Origin of the sequence: Actinomadura graeca (genome assembly GCF_019175365.1) — a bacterium.
In the GTDB taxonomy this organism is placed as follows: Bacteria; Actinomycetota; Actinomycetes; order Streptosporangiales; family Streptosporangiaceae; genus Spirillospora; species Spirillospora graeca.
On sequence record NZ_CP059572.1, the window covers coordinates 4,831,392 to 4,851,275 of the forward strand.

General features: G+C 70.3%; 14 protein-coding genes. 12 read left to right on the top strand and 2 right to left on the bottom strand.

All coding sequences use genetic code 11. The annotated features are described in order from the left end of the window. Nucleotides 1-805 precede the first annotated feature (805 nt). From AGRA3207_RS21490 to AGRA3207_RS21525, 8 genes are all read left to right on the top strand, one after another. Nucleotides 806-1,966: a TadA family conjugal transfer-associated ATPase gene (locus AGRA3207_RS21490; protein ID WP_231328835.1), complete on the top strand. Its 1,161-nt coding sequence runs from the start codon at nucleotides 806-808 to the stop codon at nucleotides 1,964-1,966. Beyond that, complete coding sequence (locus AGRA3207_RS21495) at nucleotides 1,963-2,766, top strand: type II secretion system F family protein (protein WP_231328836.1); 804 nt, start codon at nucleotides 1,963-1,965, stop codon at nucleotides 2,764-2,766. The genes AGRA3207_RS21490 and AGRA3207_RS21495 overlap by 4 nt, the downstream gene beginning before the upstream one ends. 1,644 nt (nucleotides 2,767-4,410) lie before the next feature. Further along, the gene (locus AGRA3207_RS21500; RefSeq protein ID WP_231328837.1) at nucleotides 4,411-5,046 is read left to right on the top strand and encodes a type II secretion system F family protein; all 636 of its coding nucleotides are present in this window, start codon (nucleotides 4,411-4,413) and stop codon (nucleotides 5,044-5,046) included. Between the two features lie 184 nt (nucleotides 5,047-5,230). Further along, nucleotides 5,231-5,425 carry a DUF4244 domain-containing protein gene (locus tag AGRA3207_RS21505; RefSeq protein WP_231328838.1) on the top strand — a complete coding sequence of 65 codons (195 nt, stop codon included), beginning with the start codon at nucleotides 5,231-5,233 and terminating at the stop codon, nucleotides 5,423-5,425. Nucleotides 5,426-5,451: 26 nt separating this feature from the next. After that, nucleotides 5,452-5,793 carry a TadE family type IV pilus minor pilin gene (locus AGRA3207_RS39870; protein WP_273699559.1) on the top strand — a complete coding sequence of 114 codons (342 nt, stop codon included), beginning with the start codon at nucleotides 5,452-5,454 and terminating at the stop codon, nucleotides 5,791-5,793. 642 nt (nucleotides 5,794-6,435) lie between these two features. Continuing rightward, nucleotides 6,436-6,819, top strand: a complete 384-nt coding sequence (locus tag AGRA3207_RS40285; protein ID WP_420830762.1) for an Rv3654c family TadE-like protein — start codon at nucleotides 6,436-6,438, stop codon at nucleotides 6,817-6,819. 259 nt (nucleotides 6,820-7,078) lie between these two features. Then, nucleotides 7,079-8,362: a hypothetical protein gene (locus AGRA3207_RS21520; protein ID WP_231328839.1), complete on the top strand. Its 1,284-nt coding sequence runs from the start codon at nucleotides 7,079-7,081 to the stop codon at nucleotides 8,360-8,362. A 468-nt stretch (nucleotides 8,363-8,830) separates the two neighbouring features. Then, a complete protein-coding gene (locus AGRA3207_RS21525) occupies nucleotides 8,831-9,220 on the top strand; it encodes a hypothetical protein (protein ID WP_231328840.1) in 390 nt (129 codons plus the stop codon). Here the strand turns inward: AGRA3207_RS21525 and AGRA3207_RS21530 are convergent. After that, entirely contained in the window at nucleotides 9,217-11,523 is a 2,307-nt protein-coding gene (locus tag AGRA3207_RS21530; protein ID WP_231328841.1) for a DEAD/DEAH box helicase, read from the bottom strand. The genes AGRA3207_RS21525 and AGRA3207_RS21530 overlap by 4 nt on opposite strands. 247 nt (nucleotides 11,524-11,770) lie before the next feature. Between AGRA3207_RS21530 and AGRA3207_RS21535 the strand changes: the two genes are divergently transcribed. The 4 genes from AGRA3207_RS21535 to AGRA3207_RS21550 all read left to right on the top strand — a co-directional run bounded on the left by AGRA3207_RS21535 (nucleotide 11,771) and on the right by AGRA3207_RS21550 (nucleotide 17,515). After that, nucleotides 11,771-12,124, top strand: coding sequence for an STAS domain-containing protein (locus tag AGRA3207_RS21535; RefSeq protein WP_026402937.1), 354 nt, complete (start codon nucleotides 11,771-11,773; stop codon nucleotides 12,122-12,124). Between the two features lie 19 nt (nucleotides 12,125-12,143). Further along, nucleotides 12,144-12,584 carry an ATP-binding protein gene (locus tag AGRA3207_RS21540; RefSeq protein ID WP_231328842.1) on the top strand — a complete coding sequence of 147 codons (441 nt, stop codon included), beginning with the start codon at nucleotides 12,144-12,146 and terminating at the stop codon, nucleotides 12,582-12,584. A 1,607-nt stretch (nucleotides 12,585-14,191) separates the two neighbouring features. Then, nucleotides 14,192-16,639 carry a sodium-translocating pyrophosphatase gene (locus AGRA3207_RS21545; RefSeq protein WP_231328843.1) on the top strand — a complete coding sequence of 816 codons (2,448 nt, stop codon included), beginning with the start codon at nucleotides 14,192-14,194 and terminating at the stop codon, nucleotides 16,637-16,639. Nucleotides 16,640-17,047: 408 nt separating this feature from the next. Continuing rightward, entirely contained in the window at nucleotides 17,048-17,515 is a 468-nt protein-coding gene (locus AGRA3207_RS21550; protein WP_231328844.1) for a SixA phosphatase family protein, read from the top strand. Here AGRA3207_RS21550 and AGRA3207_RS21555 read toward each other — a convergent pair. Further along, entirely contained in the window at nucleotides 17,490-19,751 is a 2,262-nt protein-coding gene (locus AGRA3207_RS21555) for an FUSC family protein (RefSeq protein WP_231328845.1), read from the bottom strand. The genes AGRA3207_RS21550 and AGRA3207_RS21555 overlap by 26 nt on opposite strands. Between the last annotated feature and the right edge of the window lie 133 nt (nucleotides 19,752-19,884).

The window sequence follows — 19,884 nt, forward strand, 5'->3', positions numbered from 1 at the left end:
AGGGGCCAAGTCGTGTCCCCTTGGCCCCTACCGCCCGCCGCCGGTCCATCCCGAAGCCAGCGTCCTCTACCTCAGGACTCACACCCCGAGAGCCGGACGCGCATCAATCGCGCAACCGCCGTCCTCTCGCTCAGGAAGCCCCCGCCTTCGCAGCCTCGGACATCCCTTGAGCCGCAGCCGCTGCTACCACGCCGCAGAGTCCGGGCCCTCCCAGGCCAGACGTCCACTGCCCTCCGAGGCTGGCGTCGCTCTTCTTCGAGGTCCTACACACCCCGGCGTCGGACATGGAGCGAGCTCGCAGCCAGCGCTCCGCTCAAGGCGTGCCCCTATCAAGTGAGTTTCCAGCGAGGCCGCTCCCACCCTGCCGCGACAACCGGGTCCTCCGAGATCGGACACCCAACGCACTCCGAACCTGGCTCACGCTCCTCAAGTTCCATGCTTCCCGGCACCGCACACACGCACCGAACCGGCAACCAGTGCCCTCCTTCAGGCATGCATTGCCCTACCGGGTTCGACCTCCCGAGCGGACGGGGCAGCACCATGCCGCACGATGCAGCCCCTTTCACACCTGGACGTTCACCGCCCTCGAAGCCAGCACCTTCCGCCCTCAAGGGCGCCAGCCATCGCCGGATATGCATCGACCCGCAATCACCGCTCCTTTCCCAGGCTTCAGATCCTCGCGAACGAGTCCTCCACCAGCTTCGCAGGCTCATGAGTGACGGCCAGCCACGCCCGGCCAACGCCTCCTACCTGCGGCAAGAGGGGCAATTCGGACCGCGACCTATGCCACAACTGGAGGTGTGAAATGACAAAGCTCTCCGATGCCGTGCGCGGCCGTCTCGCGGACAAGGGAGACGAACCCACCGCCGGACGGGTCGCGGCGGCTCTGCGCGCCGAGGAGCGCCTGCTCGGGGACCGTGAAATCCTGTCGTTAACCGATGAACTGCGTGCCGAGTTCGTCGGAGCAGGCCCGCTGGAACCGCTGTTGCGCTCCCCGGACGTCACGGACGTCCTCGTGAACGGGCCTCACGAAGTCTGGGTGGACGCAGGGGCCGGCCTCGTCCGCACCTCTCTGCGTTTTCAGGACGAAGCCACGCTTCGCCGCCTCGCCCAACGACTCACAGCAGCCGCCGGGCGCCGCCTCGACGACGCTTCGCCCTATGCCGACGCGCGGCTTCCAGGCGGAGTGCGCCTGCACGCCGTCCTTCCACCGGTCGCGGCGAGCGGTACCTGTCTCTCCCTGCGACTTCCTCGGCGCCGCGCCTTCACCCTCGACGAACTGATCCGGACAGGCACTGTTCCGCCGGAAGGCGCGACCCTGCTCTCAGCCCTCATCGAGACCCGCGCGGCGTTCCTCATCACGGGCGGGACGGGCACCGGCAAGACCACGCTTCTCAGCAGCCTTCTCAGTCTGGCCGATCCGGCCGAACGACTCCTTCTAGTGGAGGACTCCGCTGAACTGAGACCAGACCACCCCCACGTGGTCCGTCTGGAGGCACGTCCGCCGAACGTCGAAGGTGCAGGAGGCGTCACCCTGAACGACCTCGTCCGTCAAGCCCTCCGCATGCGACCCGATCGTTTGGTCGTCGGAGAGGTGCGCGGTCAGGAGGTGGTCGTTCTCCTGCAGGCGCTCAACACGGGCCACGAAGGGGGTTGCGGAACACTCCACGCCAACACCGCCGCAGACGTCCCGGCCCGGCTGGAGGCCCTGGCCTGCGCCGCCGGGCTCAGTCGCGAGGCGGTGCACAGCCAACTCGCCGCCGCTCTGGACATCGTCGTCCACCTCGTCCGCGAACCGGCGGGCGGCCGCCGACGCGTAGCCGAGATCTGCCTCCTCCGCCGCGCCGCCGACGGCTTGGTCGGCGTAGTCCCCGCTGTCACGTTCACCGCAAACGGCGAGCTGATCGCCGCGACAGGAGCACAAGCTCTCGCGACCCGGCTGTCAGGCCGGTGGAGCCCATCATGATCGACGCGACGGGCCTGGCGGCACTGTTCTCCTCGGCGGCTGTCTGGACGCTGCTGACCCCGTCCCGCACCGCCCAGCGCCTTGACCGCCTGTTCGCTCCCACGCGACCACCGGCGACGACCAAGTTCACGACCTTGATCGAGGATTTCAAGGAGCGCAGGAGCCGCCCCCACCGGTGGCGCACCGCGGTGATCGAACTCTGCGACGGCATGGCGGCCGAGCTCGCCGCCGGCCGTACACCACACGAAGCCTTCAGGAACTCCGCAACCGTCCTCGACCCGTACATATCCACAACACTTCTCAAGACCCCGCGATCCCCACCAGAAGCGGAAATCCCCTCCTACCTGGATGCCCTTGCTGGAACGCCAGGCGCTGAAGGGCTCCGCCTCCTGGCGGCCTGCTGGCGCATCGGCTCCGAACGCGGCGGCACCTTGGCCACCGTCCTGGACGGACTGGCCGCCGCTCTCCGCGACGAGGAGGCCCAGCGCCAAGATGTGGCCGTCCAACTGGCCGGTCCGCGCGCCACCGCACGGCTCCTGGCAGCCCTGCCTCTAGTGGGAGTCGCAATGGCCGCTGCTCTCGGCGCGCATCCGGTGGCCTTCCTCTGCGGCTCCCTCCCCGGCCTGGCCTGCTTGATCGCAGGCGTAGGGCTCAACGCGACGGGCCTCTGGTGGACCCGCCACCTCGCCAGATCGGCCGAAGCTCCCACCCATCCTCAACGAAGGCGAAGCACATGCAGCCAGTCCTGCCCCCAACCCTGGGCCACAGACCACAATCCCAACCCGCTGACCGCCCCATGAGAGAGCGCACCCACGAGACGTGTCCTGTGGTCGAGTGTCCGCCGCCATGTTCGTTGATTCAGCCTGCTGACCGCCCTCCATAGCGAGCGCACCGACGAAACCGGTCCTGTGGCCGAGTGTCTGCCGCCGAGTTCGTCAATCCACCTACTGACCGCCCTCGACAGAGGACGCAGCCGCAGACTTGTCGTGTGTCCGAGTCCGCGCCGTCGAACTCGTCAACTTCCACCTGTTGACCGGCCCCCATAGGGAGCGCGCCGACGATACGTGTCTGTGGCTGAGTGCGCGCCGCCGAGTTCGTCAACCCCAACCTGTTGTACCGCCTTCCATAAAGGACGCACCCACAAGACGTGGCCTGTGACTGATTGTCTGCCGCCGAGGTCGTCGATCCGACCCGCTGACCGCCCTCTGTGGAGAGCAAAGCCGCAAGGCGTGGCCTGTGATCGAGTATCCGCTACCGAGTTCGTCAATCCACCTGCTGACCGCCGTTGAGAGGACGCACCACAAGACTTGTTGTGTGGCCGAGTGTCCGCCGCCGAGTGCCTCGGTGTGAAAGGAGGTGCACTCAATGCGAGCTGGGGCTGCCCATGAACCCGCTAGCTTCCAGATCCTCGAACCCGATCTCCCGATCGCGCGACGCACGTCGACACCCGCCTCATGAACTAGCAACGATCTACGGCTTCGTAGGTCTGGTTGGGGGCGGTGGGCGTGTAACTCAACGTCTTCCTGGCGCTGGACGGACGGGGAGCTGCCGCTGCGGGTAGCGGCGGCCGTGACCCTCATGATGGTGGGCGACGCCGAGGCGCTGCGCCGGCTGATCGGCGGCGACGGCCGGGGAGGCGCCAGATGGGGAAGGTGAGGACGCGCCCGGCCGACCCGCGGGACCTGCGCCCCGGACGATGGCCGAGATGCCACGCCCGTCTCATAGCTGCCTTTGCAGGAGCAGAGCAGCATGTGAGTCCTTCGCCAGGACCCGAATAGCCCCTCAGGGCGCTCACTAGCCATGTCCCACGACTCGCGATGTGCAAGCTCAGCAGCATGCCTGAGGAGCGTAGGCATATGGGACGCCTGAGGATGTGGACTTACCGGTACGCGACAACCTCCGGGATTGGTGGGTGTCTTGGTAAGGCCCGGTGTGCGTGGCACCTCCGGAAACGAGTGGGGTGAGCCTCTTCGGCGAACTGGGTCACGCCGGGGCGGCCAGAGGAGACGAGGTAACGGATGACCGTCGTGCCCCGGGTCTGGGCGGTTGTTCATTGAAGATCGCGTCCGCATAAGGCGCTTTAAGTCTCGAAATCTGGAGGTGTGATGGCAATGCTCGGAACGGTCCTGTGTGCCGCTGTGGCGGGCTTCCTCTTGCCGAAGGGAACCGGTGCCGCAACGCGACGGCTGGCCGGTGCGATACCTCGGGCGTCGCCTAGACATGCGGTTTCGCGAGGACCGCTCGGACGGTGGCGGGGCGCACCGCAAACCCGGTGCAGTGGACCTTGTGAAGGACGGCCCCAAGCGTGCAGGCGCGGAGAAGAGAGTCAAGGGCGGCGACCTGGAGGGGGCAGCGGGGACGCTACCAACCAGGTAGGACGAACCGGTGGTGGCAGCAGGGGCGGTGGATGGTGGGTTGCCGCCTCTGGTGCCAGAGAGGAAGGCTTGGTCGGCGACGTAGGCGCCGTGGCTGAGCGACGTGACCGTCTGATGCGGCGCGGCGCATCGGGTGCGGCGGGTCTGCTGTGCGCTGTCGTGCTGGGCGGCCTGCTCGGGGTCGTGACCGGTGGCCTGGTCGCAATGGCGGTCTGGCATTCGTTCAGTCGGCTGGGAAGTGCTGAACGTAAGCGGGAACAGGCGCGGCTCGTCGCCGATCTGCCTGTGGCGGTGGACCTCCTCGCCGCCTGCCTGCGAGGGGGAACGCCTTGGCATGACGCGGTAGAGGCGGTCGCAGACGCCGTCGGCGGTCCGCTCGGGGACGCACTACGTGGCGTCGCCGTTCAGATCCGGCTCGGTGCTGATCCCGCTGACGCGTGGCTGGTGTTGGCGAAGGATCCGGTGCTTGCGCCCCTGGCGCGTGCCGCGGTCCGCGGAGTGTCCAGCGGTGCCGCGCTGGCCCCGTCTCTCAGTCGTCTCGCCCGTGACCAGCGGAGAATTGCGCGGACGACTGCCGCTGCACGGGCCCGCGCAGCTGGCATACGCGCGCTCGCTCCGTTGGGCCTGTGTTTCCTACCGGCTTTCGTGCTCCTCGGAGTGGTGCCGGCGATCGCCGGTATCGCCTCGACGATCCTCATCCCCTAGCGCGGCGATGATGGCGTCGCCCTGCACGACGAAGAACAGGCAGGACGAGGGGACTGTGTCGGGCTCCGACGCCTCGATTCAGGGTTATCCACAGAACGCCGTTCGGCTGTTGCTCGGGGGCGCGTCATCGCAGGCTTGCAGTAGACGCGTTGAGGCGTCCTGGCCAAGCAACAGAGGAGGCGTCATGCGGGTGATGGATGCGGTGGTGCGGCGATGGCGCGAAACGGACAGAGAAGAAGGAATGTCGACGGCGGAGTACGCCGTCGGCACCATCGCCGCGGCGGCCTTCGCCGGTCTGCTTTTCAAGATCGTCACGAGTTCGGAGGTGAAGACCTTGCTGACGGGAGTGATCAAGAGAGCGCTCCAGCTCGCAGGCTGAGCGATCGGGCGGAACGCGAACGTGGGATGGCGACGGTCGAGATAGCCGTGGCCCTACCCAGTCTGGTTCTGATCACGGCCCTGGCGCTCTGGGGGGTGACGGTCGCGTCTGTCCAACTCACATGCACGGATGCCGCCCGGACCGGGGCGCGTGCAGCTGCGCGAGGAGAATCCCTATCGGCTGTGCGTGACACGGTCGCCCGGGCACTCCCCGCCGGGGCCATGGTGAAGGTGCGGCGCGATGCGGCGGCGGTGCGGGTCGATATCTCCGCTGAGGTTCAGGCACCAGCGGCGGCTGGACTTCCTCCGCTGGTCGTCCAGGCCCACGCGGTCGCCGTGACCGAGCCGGGCGTCGGAGATGAAGGCTGACAGCCGCGTCTTCGGCGGTGGCCAACCGCCGAAGACGCGGCGTCCGCAGAGCGACCCGGGAGATGGGAGCTTGCTCGCTCCTTGTCGGCAGGTTGTCGTTGCTCTGAGCATTCGCTGACGACCTCTGCAGCTGCGGCTCGGCAGGAGCCGGAGGGCGGAATCGGCAGGAGCCGGAGGGCGGAATCGGCAGGAGCTGGAGGGAAGAATCGGCAGGAGTCGGAGGGAGAAAGGAAGTAGTAGCGGGTGATGCCGGCGGTCGTGAGACGGCGTGTGGGATATCGGCCGACGTGGGCTGTCTTGCCTAGGCTTCCGCGACCTTGGCCAGCCCACCGGGCTCACCGCGCATCCGGTGGCCACCGGCCCGTGGGCGGCACCCTCATGACGACCTGCCGCTGGCGCGGTCCCACAACTATTCCGAGCGGCTCGCCGACCGGGGCGTCGGTGAGCAGTGGCCCGGACCGCTGCGCTGGGCGATAACCGGTTCATGCGCCAGCGCGCCTGGCCGCTCTGAAGTGGGGGTCGGTGATGGTCGTTGACGTGGCCGGACATCGCAGGGCCGGTTCTTGTGCTGGGGCGGCCCGGGGACGGACGCCAACCGTGGCCGATGTGAAGGGAATCAACTGAAGCGTTGAGGAGGGCAGGATGCGGAAGTGGCTGCGGATCGGGGAGCGGGATCGAGGATCCGGGACGCTGTGGGTGGTGGCCTTCACTTCGATCATCTGGCTGGGCGGAGTGACCGCCATGGCCGTTGGCGGAGTGCGGACGGCCCGGCATCGAGGGGACGCCGCGGCTGATCTCGCGGCACTGGCCGGGGCGGCGCGGGTGTCGAACGGTGCGGGGGCGGCGTGTGCGAGTGCCCGGAGCATCGCGGCCGAGTCCGGGGCTCGTGTGACGCGGTGCGCCGTCGAGGGGCCGGTCGTGGACGTCTCGGTGACGATGACGGCGAGAGTGCCCTTGGGGATCGATGCGTTATGTGTCGTATCCCGAGCCAGGGCTGGTCCCGTCGGGCTGGAGGGCGTAGCCTGACGCGGCACCACTCGTTGCACCGGATGTCAATAGGTCGGGAGGGGGTGTGGGCAGCGCGGATGCGGCGGCCTGAAGCTGCTTTGTCATCGAGCTGTGACTTTTGCTACCGGGGAGTACGTTACGCTTCCCTAGGCCCGCAGTTACCACTCGGCTCGCCGACCGCAACGGCCCCCTCACCTTCGGAATGGTCCACGCTGGGACCCGGTGGGACAAAGCGGGAGCGGCTGTCGGCACGCTGGTCGATGAAGGGAATGAGGACGTGACGATCATTCGCAGGATCGGTGCAGTCGCCCTCGCGACTCCCCTTGCGATGAGCTTCCCGGTTCTCGCCGCGCCGCCCACGCAGGCAGCCTCGACCGGAGTCCTCGCCCCCGCAGAGGGAACGGTCATCACCAGCGGCTCGACGGTGACGGCCAAGGCCCACTTCGACCTCGCGCTCAAGATGCAGTTGGGCGTCGAGGCTCCGGGGACCGGCTACAGGGTTCTCCGCGAGCGGAGTTGGTCGGGTGACATGTCCGCACCGATCGACCTTCCCAGGAACGGTAGCTACAGGGTCTATCTAAAAGGCGCGCTGACCAAGCAGGTCTACGACTCCAGCAACTTCACCGTTCGCATCCCGCCCGCCGCTCCCAGCGGGGTGTCCGCGCGGGTGTCCAGCAGCAAGCTGCTCGTAAAGTGGAATCTCGGTTCCGAGGTGGACCTGAACGGCTATGCGCTGTCGGGGTCCGGCGTCAGCTCCAAGTCGGGTTCGGTCGGTTCCCTCTGCTCGGGGTCGAACTGTTCCGCCAGCCTCTCGCTGACCCGGAAGAGTGGTCCCGTCTCAGTGGGAGTCCGAGCGAGACGCTCAACCGGGAACGGCGGTTCGGTGTACTCAGGCACCGTCTCGGCGAGTGCGATCGTGAGCGGCAGCAGCACCGGCTCGCAGCCGTCCGGCTCCGCACCGTCGGTTCCCGGCGGTGCCATGGCGCCCAGCGGCAGTGCTCCGCTGACCCCGTTCAATGATCGGTCGCCGGTGACGTTGCCGTCGGTCCAGCCCGATGGCGCTACCCCCGGATTCACCTACCCCACGCCGCAGATCGCCGGTTCGCCCAAGGCACAGAACGTCGCCGCGACCGATCGGCTGCAATGGGGCAAGAGCGTCGGCATCGCACTCGTCCTGCTGATCGTCGCGGCGCACCTCGGCACCTGGACACGGCAACTGCGCGTCTCACAGTCGGGGACGAGCAGCCTCGGCATGGCCGCACGCATCGCACGCGGCGGAACCGGCCGCAAGCGTGTCAGCACGGCGCGCCAGAAGATCGCACGCGCCGAGGCCATCGCCAAGACGGCCCCGGTCAAGCCGGTCGACACCCAGCCTCCCGCGTCCAAGCCCAGCGGTAAGGCCGCACGCCGACCCGCGACCCTCGGCAAGAGTTCCAGTCGCGTCAGCAGTTCACGGGGCGTTGGCCGTTCCGGTGGCGTCAGCGTGCGTATCGCCGCGCCCGCTTCGGGAAAGCCGACCTCCGGCCGTCAGCACACGGACAGCAGCCGACGCCATAAGTGATCTCACCAGCCAGCTGCACTGGCGCGGCCCTCTGTCGGTACGTCTAAGCGACGTTTCACAGCCCAGGCCCGGTAACAGTGCTCGCCTGGCGGCTTGTGCCATAACGGTGTGGGCAGCCGGGCGGGTGGTGGTTCTGTGGTGGGGAGATAGATGATCCATGCGGGCGGGGTGTGCTCGCTGGGCGGTGGGGCTCGTGTTTCCCCACGCTTCCTTTTGCGCTGCGCATTCGCCCCGGGCGCGTGCGGCCGCCAGCCGCGTCCGGTTTCGTTGAAATGGATGGCTGGGTGGAGGCGGGATCACCGTTGGTGATGATGCTCGGCGTTTCTGGGGGCGGATCGCTGTGCATTGGCTCTGATGATCGGTGCTTTTGGAGGCGGTGACGGGGCGTGAGGTGCGGGTTGGTGGGGTAGCGGCTGCTATGTCCACGGTCTAGGCTGCCTTGCCAGTCGGATCCCCCGTCGTCCGGCAATGGGAGAGGAGAGCCTCCACATGATCTTCCTGGGGTTGGTCATCGCGCTCGCCGCCGTGGTGGTGGGGGCGGCCGTGGTTATGGACAACACGGACGGAACGCAGCTGGCGGTGTTCGGGGACAGCGTGCCGGGGGTCACCGCGCAGTGGCATGTCTTCATGGCCGGTGCCGTAGTGGCCATCGTCTTCATGGCGGGGACCGCGGTGGCGGCGCTCGGATTCAAGCGGGCGATGGGCATGCGCCGGGAGTTGCGGGACCTGCGCGACGAGCACGAGGAGTCGCTGCAGACGCTGGAGCTGGAGAGGCGCAAGCTCCAGCAGGCGCTCGCGCAGGCGCGGCGCGGGCTTGAGGAGCCGACGGTTCCGGCTCAGCGGGTGCCCCAGGGCTAGGGGGCCTCGGCCAGGAGGACGGCCAGGAGGTCCAAGGCGCCCTGCTTGTCCAGAGGGTCGTTGCCGTTGCCGCACTTGGGTGACTGTATGCAGGACGGGCAGCCCGACTCGCATTCGCACGAGGCGATGGCGTCGCGGGTTGCGTGGAGCCATTCGGACGCGTCGCCGTAGCCGCGTTCGGCGAAACCGGCGCCGCCTTCGTGGCCGTCGTAGACGAAGACGGTGAGCAGGCCGGTGTCGGGGTGGACGGCTGTGGAGACGCCGCCGATGTCCCAGCGGTCGCAGGTGGCGAAGAGGGGGAGCAGGCCGATCGCGGCGTGTTCGGCTGCGTGGGCGGCGCCGGCGAGGTCGAGGTCGTCCAAGGCGTCGATCTGGGATTCTGAGAGCGTCCACCACACCGCGCGGGTGCGGAGTGTGCGGGGCGGGAGGTCGAGGGGCTTCTCGCCGAGCATCTCGCCCGTCTGGAGGCGCCGCATTTGATAGGCGACCACCTGGCGTGTGACCTCGACCGTGCCGTAGCAGAGGGTGGCCTCGCCCCAGGAGGTGGAGCGCAGGCGTTCGGCGATGGCGATGTCGGTGACGTCGCGGGCGGTGGTCGAGTAGTCGGGTTCCGCGGATTCGACGAGGGCGACGGAGTCGTCCAGGTCGAGGGTCTGGACGACGAACGAGTCGCCCTGGTGGATGTAGACGGCGCCCTCGTGGACGGTGGTGTGGGCGGACGCCTCGTCCACGGTGCCGAGGAGCCGTCCGGTCAGGGCCTCGACCACCTGGATGGGGTCGCCGCCCGCGCCGCGGATGTCGGCCAGGTCGGCGGCCTTGTCGCGGCGCGTCCAGTACCAGCCCGCCGGACGGCGGCGCAGGAACCCGCGGCGGACGAGGTCGGGCAGGAGGCCGGCGGTCGCCGGGCCGAAGAGCTGGAGGTCGTCCTCGGTGAGGGGCATCTCGGACGCCGCGGAGCAAAGGTGGGGTTCGAGGACGTAGGGGTTGTCGGGGTCGAGGACGGTCGCCTCGACCGGCGTCCCGAAGATCGCCTCCGGGTGGTGGACGAGGAAGGTGTCGAGGGGGTCGTCGCGGGCGATGAGAACGGAGAGCGCGGCTTGCCCGGATCGTCCGGCACGTCCCGCCTGCTGCCAGAGGGACGCGCGGGTGCCGGGCCAGCCGCAGACGAGGACGGCGTCGAGGCCGGAGACGTCCACGCCTAGTTCGAGGGCGTTGGTGCTGGCCAGGCCGACGAGGGCGCGGGAGCGCAGGGCGGCTTCGAGGGCGCGGCGCTCCTCGGGGAGGTAACCGGCGCGGTAGGCGGCGACCTGGCCGGCCAGGTCCGGGGACACCTCGTGCAGCGCGCGTTTGGCGCCGAGCGCCACCGACTCCGCGCCGCGGCGGGACCGGACGAACGCGAGGGTCTGGACGCCCTCGACGACGAGGTCGGCGAGGAGGTCGCCCGCCTCGGCGGTGGCCGTCCGGCGGACGGGGGCGCCGCGCTCGCCGCGCAGCTCGGTGAGCGGCGGCTCCCAGAGGGCGAACGTGGCCGGGCCGCGCGGGGACGCGTCGTCGTCGACCGCGACCACGTCCAGGCCGGTGAGGCGGGACGCGGTCGCGGCGGGCTCGGACGTGGTCGCCGAGGCGAGGATGAAGGTCGGGTCGGCGTGGTAGCGGGCGCAGATCCGGCGCAGGCGGCGCAGGACGTGCGCGACGTGCGAGCCGAAGACGCCCCGGTATCCGTGCGCCTCGTCGATGATCACGTAACGGAGGCGCCGCAGGAAGGAGGACCAGCGTGCGTGGGCGGGCAGGATCGACCGGTGCAGCATGTCCGGATTCGTGAGGACGTAGTTGGCGTGCTGGCGGACCCAGGTCCGCTCGTCCCGGGGGGTGTCACCGTCGTAGGTCGCCGCGCGCACGCGGGTGAGGCGGAGGCCGCGGAGGGCACGGAGCTGGTCCGCGGCCAGGGCCTTGGTGGGCGACAGGTAGAGGATCGTCCCCTCGCGGTGGTGATTCTCGTCCCCGGCGTAGATGGCGGCGACGGAAGGCAGCAGGTAGGCAAGGGATTTACCGGATGCGGTCCCTGTGGCGATGATCACAGAGCGTCCGGCCCGGGCGTGTTCGGCCGCGTCGGACTGGTGCTTCCACGGCGACTCGATGCCCTGGGCGGCCAGACGTTCCACGAGCAGCGGCGTCGACCAGTCGGGCCATGCCGCGCGACGGCCCTCACGTGCGGGAACGTCCTCGACGTGGGTGATGCGGTCGCGGCGCGTGGGGTCGGCGAGAAGCCTGGCGAGGGGGGTGCGGGATCTCTGGGCGGCCATCAGGTTTTCAGTTTGCCAGCCGGGGCAAAACTACGGGAACGCCCCGGCGCCGGAGGGCCCGTCCCCCCTGCCCTGACCCATTAGATCAGCAGGTCAGACGGGATGGCGCGAACTTTCGCCCGAGTGGGCGATAACGTGCGTGTACGGCGCCGGAGCGTGGTTGAATCACGGCTAAGTCTCGCTGACCGAACGCCGCTCCGGCTCGGAATGGCGAGATCAGATTGTGCTGCACGGCGCTGGAGGATTTGTGGACCTGAAGGTGAACGACTACACCACTGACGATGGCCTCACCGTCATCAACGTGGAGGGCGAGATCGACGTCTACACGGCGCCGAAGCTTCGCGAGAAGCTCATCGACCTGGTCAACAAGGGGAAGTTCCACCTGCTCGTGGACATGGAGAAGGTGGAGTTCCTCGACTCGACCGGCCTCGGCGTCCTGGTCGGCGGGCTCAAGCGGGTGCGCGCCCACGACGGCTCGCTGGAGCTCGTGTGCACCCAGGAGCGCATCCTCAAGATCTTCCGTATCACGGGACTGACCAAGGTCTTCGGCATTCACGACTCGATCGCCGATGCCGAGGAGAAGCGCAAGGGCGCCAAGTAGGCGGCCCCGGAAGCAGAAGATGGCGACCGTTGAACTGTCCTTCAGTGCGCTGCCCGTCCACGTGCGGACCGCCCGGCTGATCGTGACCGCCGTGGCCCGCCGCAGCGGCGTCGCCGAGGCGTTGCTCGACGAGGTCAGGCTGGCGGTCGGGGAGGCGTGCTCGCGCGCCGTCGAGGCGCACCGCCGGCACTGCCCGGACGAGCCCGTGCGGCTTGAGCTGAGCGGGGCCGACGGCCGTTTCGAGGTCAGCGTGAACGACACCGTTCCCGGTGACGACGCGACGGGCGGCATCCCCTCGGTCGAGGAGGCGGAGGAGTTCGAGTACGGCCTCGGGGAGGGCACCGCGGAGCTGGGACTGGCCGTCATCGCCGGGCTCGCCGACGACGTGGAGATCGAGGCCACGCCCAAGGGGGTCCAGATACGGATGAGCTGGCCCGCCGAAGCCGAAGCGACGATCTGACCGCGCCCGTTTCCGACGCGACCGAAGGCCCCGCCCCACCGGCGGGGCCTTCGCCTTTCTCCTGTCCTGACCGCCCGCATGGCCTCGCGCCTGCGGCCCTCGCGTTTGGCCGGCGGCCAGGGGGTCGCACGCGGGTGGGCGCGGGACGGTCGGCGCGGTCGCGTCACCTGCGTTGCGTAGGCCGGTCGCCCGCCTGCGAACTCGACCGGTCGCGACCGATGTCCTGCGGCGCAGGACAGCGTCCGTCCAGAGGATGCCGCGGGTGGACGGTGTCGGCAGCACGTGGTGGCGGGGAGCCGCAGGAGAGCGCGGATTGCGGGCGCTCGATGGTGAGGAACCTGCGAAGCGAGGACCGCGCGCGAGCGTGGGGGACGGACCGGACAGGCGCGGCTGGATGGTGAGTCGGCGCGGTGGGTTGCCATTGGTGGACAGTGCGGGTGGTCACCGCAGGACGGATGGTGCCGGGACGGTGTGGTCGATAGGGCGCCGCTGAACTGTCCGGGCGGACAGCGCGAAGACGATGCCGCTTGAGCGGACGGACGGACGGCAGTGATTGGGCGGGGTGGCGCGCTCCGAGCGACGTAGGCCACTCGGTAGGTGCTGGGGCGTGGGGGGGCGGTGCCCACAGCGCGGTACGGACAGCACGGCTCCGCAAACCAGTCGGTGTGACGAGAGGCGAGCCGGAGGTCGCGGTGCGTCCGGCACAAGGAGGATGGCGCGTCGGAGCCTGACGGTCAGTGGACGGGCAACGAGCAGCGCGGACGGGTGAGCGGGAGCGGTGGGGCGCGGTGTGGCGGCCGGTGGGGCGCGGTGTGGCGGCCGATGTGGCGCGGGGGATAGCGCGCCATGGCCAAGCGGTGCGTGGGGAGGGAACGGGCAGCGCTGACGGGTGGGCCGGAAGGCGTGGCCGGGCGGCGTGGATGGCGCGGCGGGACGACGCGGATGGTGCGGTCGGGGCCAACGGTCAGTGGAGGGGCGACGGGTGGCGCTCGTTGATGTTCGTGTTCTTGGTGTAGCCCGCGTGGTTGGGCGGACGGTGTGGGGGGCGGGGGTGTGCCGAAGGTGGGGTGGGTTCGTGGGCGGGGGGTGTGCAGGGGGGACGAGGACGGCGGTTCCTGGCGTTTCGGGGCATCGCGGTGCTCGTTTGGTCCGGAGTGCGGGGGTGGCATATGGAGGCGGGGACCCGGGTGCGGGCGGGTGTTGGGGTGTGTGGGATCTTCTTGTGGTTGATCTCGATCTGACCCGATTTGGGTCTGGACATTTTCTGTGTTAATGCCTAGCTTAAATAGCGGACGCCGAGGGATCGGACGCGGTGGCCGTCGGTGTCGGCCTGTCAAGGTATCCGCGAGGTAAGAAGATGCTGCCTGGTGCTGACCTGCGGCAACAATCACCGACAGCACTTAAAGGTCAATTTCCGACGTAACGCACATTGCTTTTCCGTGACATCTTCGTAAGGGATGTCGCGGCCTTCTCATTCGCGTGCGGCCTGCGTAGACTCCCGGCACCCGCGCTGCCGTGCGAGGCGTTCGAAGTCATGACTCGCGGGGTACGCGGTAAAGATCGTCTTTTGACGGTCGAGAGCGCAACGCCCCTGTCGAGGAGGACGGATGTCTGGGCTTTCCCTGTCAAGCCCGGCCAGCGCAGAGGTGGATCTCGGCGGCGGCGACCTTACCCTGGTCGTCGTCGTCGCCGTGATCGCACTGCTGGCACTGGCCGTCGCCGCAGGTCTGGTACGCGATGTGCTGGCCGCGGGTCAGGGCACCGAGAAGATGCAGGAGATCGCGCGGGCGGTCCAGGTGGGCGCGAGCGCCTATCTGAAACGCCAGTTCCGCACGGTCGGCGTCTTCGTGGTGCTCATCCCGCTCGTACTGCTGCTTCTGCCGGCCGACTCGACGTCCGAACGGATAGGACGGTCGGTCTTCTTCGTCATCGGCGCGATCTTCTCGGCCGTCACCGGGTTCACCGGCATGTGGCTGGCGGTCCGGGGGAACGTCCGGGTCGCCGCGGCCGCCCGTGAGGAGGGCGGCGAGCGCAAGGCGATGCGCATCGCCTTCCGCACCGGTGGCGTCGCCGGGATGTTCACCGTCGGGCTCGGGTTGTTCGGCGCGGCGGTCGTCGTCCTCGCCTACAAGGGCGACGCGCCGAAGGTGCTGGAGGGCTTCGGCTTCGGGGCTGCGCTGCTGGCGATGTTCATGCGTGTCGGCGGCGGCATCTTCACCAAGGCCGCCGACGTCGGCGCCGACCTGGTCGGCAAGGTCGAGCAGGGCATCCCCGAGGACGACCCGCGCAACGCCGCGACCATCGCCGACAACGTCGGCGACAACGTGGGCGACTGCGCCGGGATGGCCGCGGACCTGTTCGAGTCGTACGCGGTGATGCTCGTCGCGGCGCTCATCCTGGGCACCGCGGCGTTCGGCACCGAGGGCCTGGTGTTCCCGCTGATCGTGCCGATGATCGGCGTGATCACCGCGGTGATCGGGATTTTCGCCGTCGCGCCCCGTGCCGGCGACCGTTCCGGCATGTCCGCGATCAACCGGGGCTTCTTCATCTCCGCGATCATCTCCGCGGTGCTGGTGGCCGTCGCCGCGTTCGCCTATCTGCCGTCGTCGTTCGCGGACCTGTCCGGCGTCACCGACCCCGACATCCGCGGGCTGGACGCCGATCCGCGCTGGGTGGCGCTCGGCGCGGTGATCATCGGGATCGTGCTGGCCAGCGCGATCCAGCTGCTCACCGGCTACTTCACCGAGACGAACCGCAAGCCCGTGCAGGAGGTCACCGGCAGTGCCCGGACGGGCCCGGCGACCGTCATCCTGTCCGGGATCTCGCTCGGGCTGGAGTCGGCCGTCTACACCGCGCTGGTGATCGGCGCGGCGGTGTACGGCGCGTTCCTGCTCGGCTTCGGCAACACCACCGTCGCGCTGTTCGCGGTGGCGATGGCCGGGACCGGGCTGCTCACCACGGTCGGCGTGATCGTCTCGATGGACACCTTCGGTCCCGTCTCCGACAACGCGCAGGGCATCGCCGAGATGTCCGGCGACGTCCAGGGCGAGGCCGCGGCCGTGCTGGAGCGGCTGGACGCGGTCGGCAACACCACCAAGGCGATCACCAAGGGCATCGCGATCGCGACGGCGGTGCTGGCGGCGACGGCGCTGTTCGGGTCGTTCCGGACGACGGTCGTGTCGGCGCTCGCCGACGCCTCGGCGGACGCCAAGGACGCGCTCGGCGACTTCAAGGTGTTCAGCCTGTCGATCGACAACCCGAACGTGCTGATCGGGCTGATCATCGGCGCGGCCGTGGTGTTCCTGTTTTCCGGGCTGGCGATCATGGCGGTCGGCCGGGCGGCGGGACGGGTCGTGGTGGAGGTGCGCGAGCAGTTCCGCACCAAGCCCGGGATCATGAACTTCACCGAGAAGCCCGACTACGACCGGGTCGTGGACATCTGCACCCGGGACGCGCAGCGCGAGCTCGCCACTCCCGGGCTGCTGGCGATCATGACGCCGATCGCGGTCGGCTTCGCCCTCGGGTACGCGCCGCTCGGCGCGTTCCTGGGCGGTGCCATCGCGGCGGGCGTGCTGATGGCGGTGTTCCTCGCCAACTCCGGCGGCGCCTGGGACAACGCCAAGAAGCTCGTCGAGGAGGGCCACCTCGGCGGCAAGGGCAGCGAGGCGCACGAGGCCACGGTGATCGGCGACACGGTCGGTGACCCGTTCAAGGACACCGCCGGGCCGGCGATCAACCCGCTGATCAAGGTGATGAACCTCGTCGCGCTGCTCATCGCGGACGCGGTCGTCACCTACGCGGGCAACACCCCGCTGCGCATCGGCGTGACCGTCCTGTCCGTCGGCGTCGTCGTGGCCGCGATCGTGGTCTCCAAGCGGCGCGCCGACCCGATCGCCGAGCCGTCCGGGGACGGCGCCGGGACGTCCGGCTCCGTCGGGAGCGGGACGGCCGGAGGCGGCGCGGTCGAGGCGTCCGGGGAGCCGGCGGTGGCCGCCGGGTCCGGTGACGCCGAGGCCGAGCCCGCCGGTGAGGGATCGGCGGCGAAGAAGGGCTGACCTGCCCGGGCACCGGCGCGTGCCCGTCCAGGCCCTGGGGCCGGCGGCTTTCGGGCCGCCGGCCCTTCCGCGTGCCGGGCCCCGTGCCCGGGGGTGTGTGCGGTGGCGCGCGGACCCGGCCGTACGCTGTAGGCGGACATGCGGGACGGCCGCGCCGCGCGGCCGGACGCGGAGGATCGGGAGGTGCGCGGTGGCGGGCGGCGGAAAGCCGGCGATGTCGGGGCCGAAGGGCTTCGCGCTCGTGCTCGGCGGAATGCTCGGCGTCATGCTCGTGCTCTGGACGCTGGCGGCGCTCGTCGCACCCTGACCCGGTCGTCGACTCCGACCCGGGCGCCGAAGCGATGACGTCCGCCTACGCGCGGTCGGAGGGGCGAGCCTTTCTGGGCCTGGATTGAATTAAGGTGAGTCATGCCCACGCTCATCGTGCTCCGCCATGCCAAGGCCGTGTCCGGTCTGGGGATTCCCGACATCGACCGCACGCTCAACGATCGCGGGCGACGTGACGCCGCCGCGGCCGGTGACTGGCTGCGCGAGAACGATCTCGTCCCGGACCGGGTGCTGTGCTCCGTCGCGGCGCGGACGCGGGAGACGCTGGAGCGGCTGGCGGTCGGCGCGGACGTGCTCTTCGAGCCGCGGATCTACGACAACGACCCCGGTGACCTGCTCGATCTCGTGAGCGGGACGCAGGGCGAGGTGGGCAGGCTCCTGCTGGTCGGGCACAACCCGTCGGTGCACCAGCTCGTGCACGACCTGACGGGGGAGGCGCCCGACGCGTTCCCGACGTGCGCGCTGGCCGTGATCGCGCTGCCGGACGGGTGGGCGGACGTCCGTCCCGGCGCGGGCACCCTCGTCACGGTGCGGACGCCGAAGGGCTGACGGCGGTCAGGGCGCCGTCGATGAGACGGCCCGTGTCGCGGCGCAGCGACCGGATCGTGTGGCGGGTGCCGGAGACCTGGAGGAGGGCCTGCCGGAGCGGGGTGAACTCGTCCCGGTCGACGCCCGAGGTGATCTCGGCGCGGCGGCGCCGGGTGAGCGTGGCCAGGTGGTCGTCCAGGGCCGCGAGTTCCTCCTCCAGTTCCCGGACGGGCGAGGACGCCTCCGGCGCGCCCTTCCCCGGTGGTTCCTCCAGCGCGGTGGCGGCCTCCTCCAGCTGGTCGGCGAGACGGTCGAGGATCTCGGGCACGGGCCCGGTGTCCACGGCCTTCTCCCGCGAGATCCGCGCGACGGCGATCAGGTGGTCGCGGACGCGGTGCGCGGACCGCACGACCGTCTTCAGCCGGGTGATCAGCTCGGTGTCGGGCAGCCGCTCGTGCCCGAGCCGCGTCGCGGTCTCGTCGACGGACTCGGCGGCGCGCCCGGCGGCGACGATCGTGTCGTGGGGCAGCCGGACGCGCTCGCCGCCGATCACGTCCGCGGTGGTACGGACGAGGGCGGCGTGCTGGGACAGCATCCGGGCGAGCTTGGCGGGCAGCCGCTCGTGGTGCCCGGTGGGCCACAGCAGCCGGACGGCGAGGAACGACAGGAGCGTCCCCGCGACGGTCAGCGCGATCCGCTCTCCTGCGGTGCGCCAGTCGGCGGGGGTGGAGAAGTCCAGCAGCATCATCGTCAGAGGCGTCCCGAACAGCGCCCAGTAGGCGAAGTTCACCGGCCGCAGCGCGAATCCCGCCAGCGCGAAGCAGAAGACGGTCAGCACGATGACGGGTTCGTCCGGGGCCAGCGTCAGCAGCAGCGCGGCGACGACGGAGCCCGCCGCGGTGCCACCGGCGCGCTGGAGGGCGCGTTCGATGGTCTCGCCGTAGCTCGCGCGGAGGCTGAGCATCGCCGTGATCGTCATCCAGTGCCCGTGCGGGAGCCGGAGCGCGGCGGCGAGCGTCATCGACACCACGGCCGTGAGGAACACCCGCGCCACCTGCCGGAACAGGGGCGAGCGCGTCCGGACGGCCTTCCTGAGCCGCTCCAGGCCCGACAGCGGGTGGGGGGTGCCCGGCATCCGCGGCGGGCCGAAGCCGATGCGCAGCCCGCCCGCGATGATCCGCCGCGCGGACGCGACCTCACCGGCGATGCGGTCGACGGACCGGCGCACCTGCCCGATCAGCGAGACGGCCACGAGGTCCTCGTCGCCCGCGAGACCGGCGCGGCGGATCTGCTCGACCGCCCGTCCCAGCCGCCGGACGGCCCCGGACTCCTCGCCGCCGAGCGGCGCGTCCCCGGAGGTCTCGACCGCGCCCGCCAGCAGCCGCAGCCTCGCCGCCAGCGCGGACACGGCCGTCCGTGTCTCCAGCTCCCACTCCCGGTCCGGCGGGTAGTTGCGCGCCGCCTCGACGACGGCCTGGAGCGTCACCGTCTCGTGCAGGACGCGCGACAGGGCGTCGATCAGCCGTTCGGGGCGGGTCGGATCGCTGCGGCCGCGTCCCGTCCGGTACAGCCGGAACGTGGCGCGCGCCGCGGTGAGCGCCTCGGACGCGCCGCGGCGGCATTTCTCCCAGTCGGGTTTGCGGGCGACGGCCAGCAGGCCGGGGTCGGTGAGCTCGACGTCGTCCAGCGGGCCGGGGTCCGGCGCGCCCACGTCCTGCGCGACGGCGTCCAGCGCCTCGGCGACGGCGTTGGCGGCCTCGGTGAGCGCCTCCCTGAGGGGCCGCAGCCGCCGCGCGGGCCAGGGCGCGAGCAGCAGCCCGGCGGTGAGCAGACCGCCGACCAGCTCCAGCAGCCCGGTGCCGATCACGTCGGCGGACGGCGGCCGGATCGCGCTCAGCAGCACCGCGAGCCCGGCCGTCGCGCCGATCCGCGGGACCGCGACGCCGAGCGCGATCAGCGGCGGCACCACGATCACGGTCGGCCAGGTGTGCCCGGCGAGGACCCCGCCGACCCCCGCCCCGATCGCGACCATGAGCACCCCGACGGCCAGGTCCCGCGCCCGCGCCCCGTACGGTCCCTCCGGCGCCCGCAGCGCCACCAGGTACGCGCCGAGCGCGGTCATCGACCCCTGCGCGGCGTGCCCGGACACCGAGCCGGCCAGCAGCGGAACGGCGATGGCGATGGCGGCGGCCAGGCCGTAGTAGGGCGCCGTCTGCCCGTTGATCTGGGCGTACGCCTCCCGCGCACGCTTGAGCACCGCGCCTCCGCTGCTAGTGGGCCGCCATGTGATCATCAATACCCAGCGGCCCGTCCACCGCACCGGGGGGCGTCGTCGGACGTCCTCACCCGGCATCCGGCGCGGGGTGAGGGCACCGGGCGTCCGCCGATCA

Excerpts from the sequence above, each read along its gene's own strand:
- AGRA3207_RS21490 (WP_231328835.1), top strand. The coding sequence starts at position 806 with ATGACAAAGCTCTCCGATGCCGTGCGCGGCCGTCTCGCGGACAAGGGA.
- AGRA3207_RS21495 (WP_231328836.1), top strand. The coding sequence starts at position 1,963 with ATGATCGACGCGACGGGCCTGGCGGCACTGTTCTCCTCGGCGGCTGTC.
- AGRA3207_RS21505 (WP_231328838.1), top strand. The coding sequence starts at position 5,231 with ATGCGGGTGATGGATGCGGTGGTGCGGCGATGGCGCGAAACGGACAGA.
- AGRA3207_RS39870 (WP_273699559.1), top strand. The coding sequence starts at position 5,452 with ATGGCGACGGTCGAGATAGCCGTGGCCCTACCCAGTCTGGTTCTGATC.
- AGRA3207_RS40285 (WP_420830762.1), top strand. The coding sequence starts at position 6,436 with ATGCGGAAGTGGCTGCGGATCGGGGAGCGGGATCGAGGATCCGGGACG.
- AGRA3207_RS21525 (WP_231328840.1), top strand. The coding sequence starts at position 8,831 with ATGGGAGAGGAGAGCCTCCACATGATCTTCCTGGGGTTGGTCATCGCG.
- AGRA3207_RS21530 (WP_231328841.1), bottom strand. The coding sequence starts at position 11,523 with ATGGCCGCCCAGAGATCCCGCACCCCCCTCGCCAGGCTTCTCGCCGAC.
- AGRA3207_RS21540 (WP_231328842.1), top strand. The coding sequence starts at position 12,144 with ATGGCGACCGTTGAACTGTCCTTCAGTGCGCTGCCCGTCCACGTGCGG.
- AGRA3207_RS21545 (WP_231328843.1), top strand. The coding sequence starts at position 14,192 with ATGTCTGGGCTTTCCCTGTCAAGCCCGGCCAGCGCAGAGGTGGATCTC.
- AGRA3207_RS21550 (WP_231328844.1), top strand. The coding sequence starts at position 17,048 with ATGCCCACGCTCATCGTGCTCCGCCATGCCAAGGCCGTGTCCGGTCTG.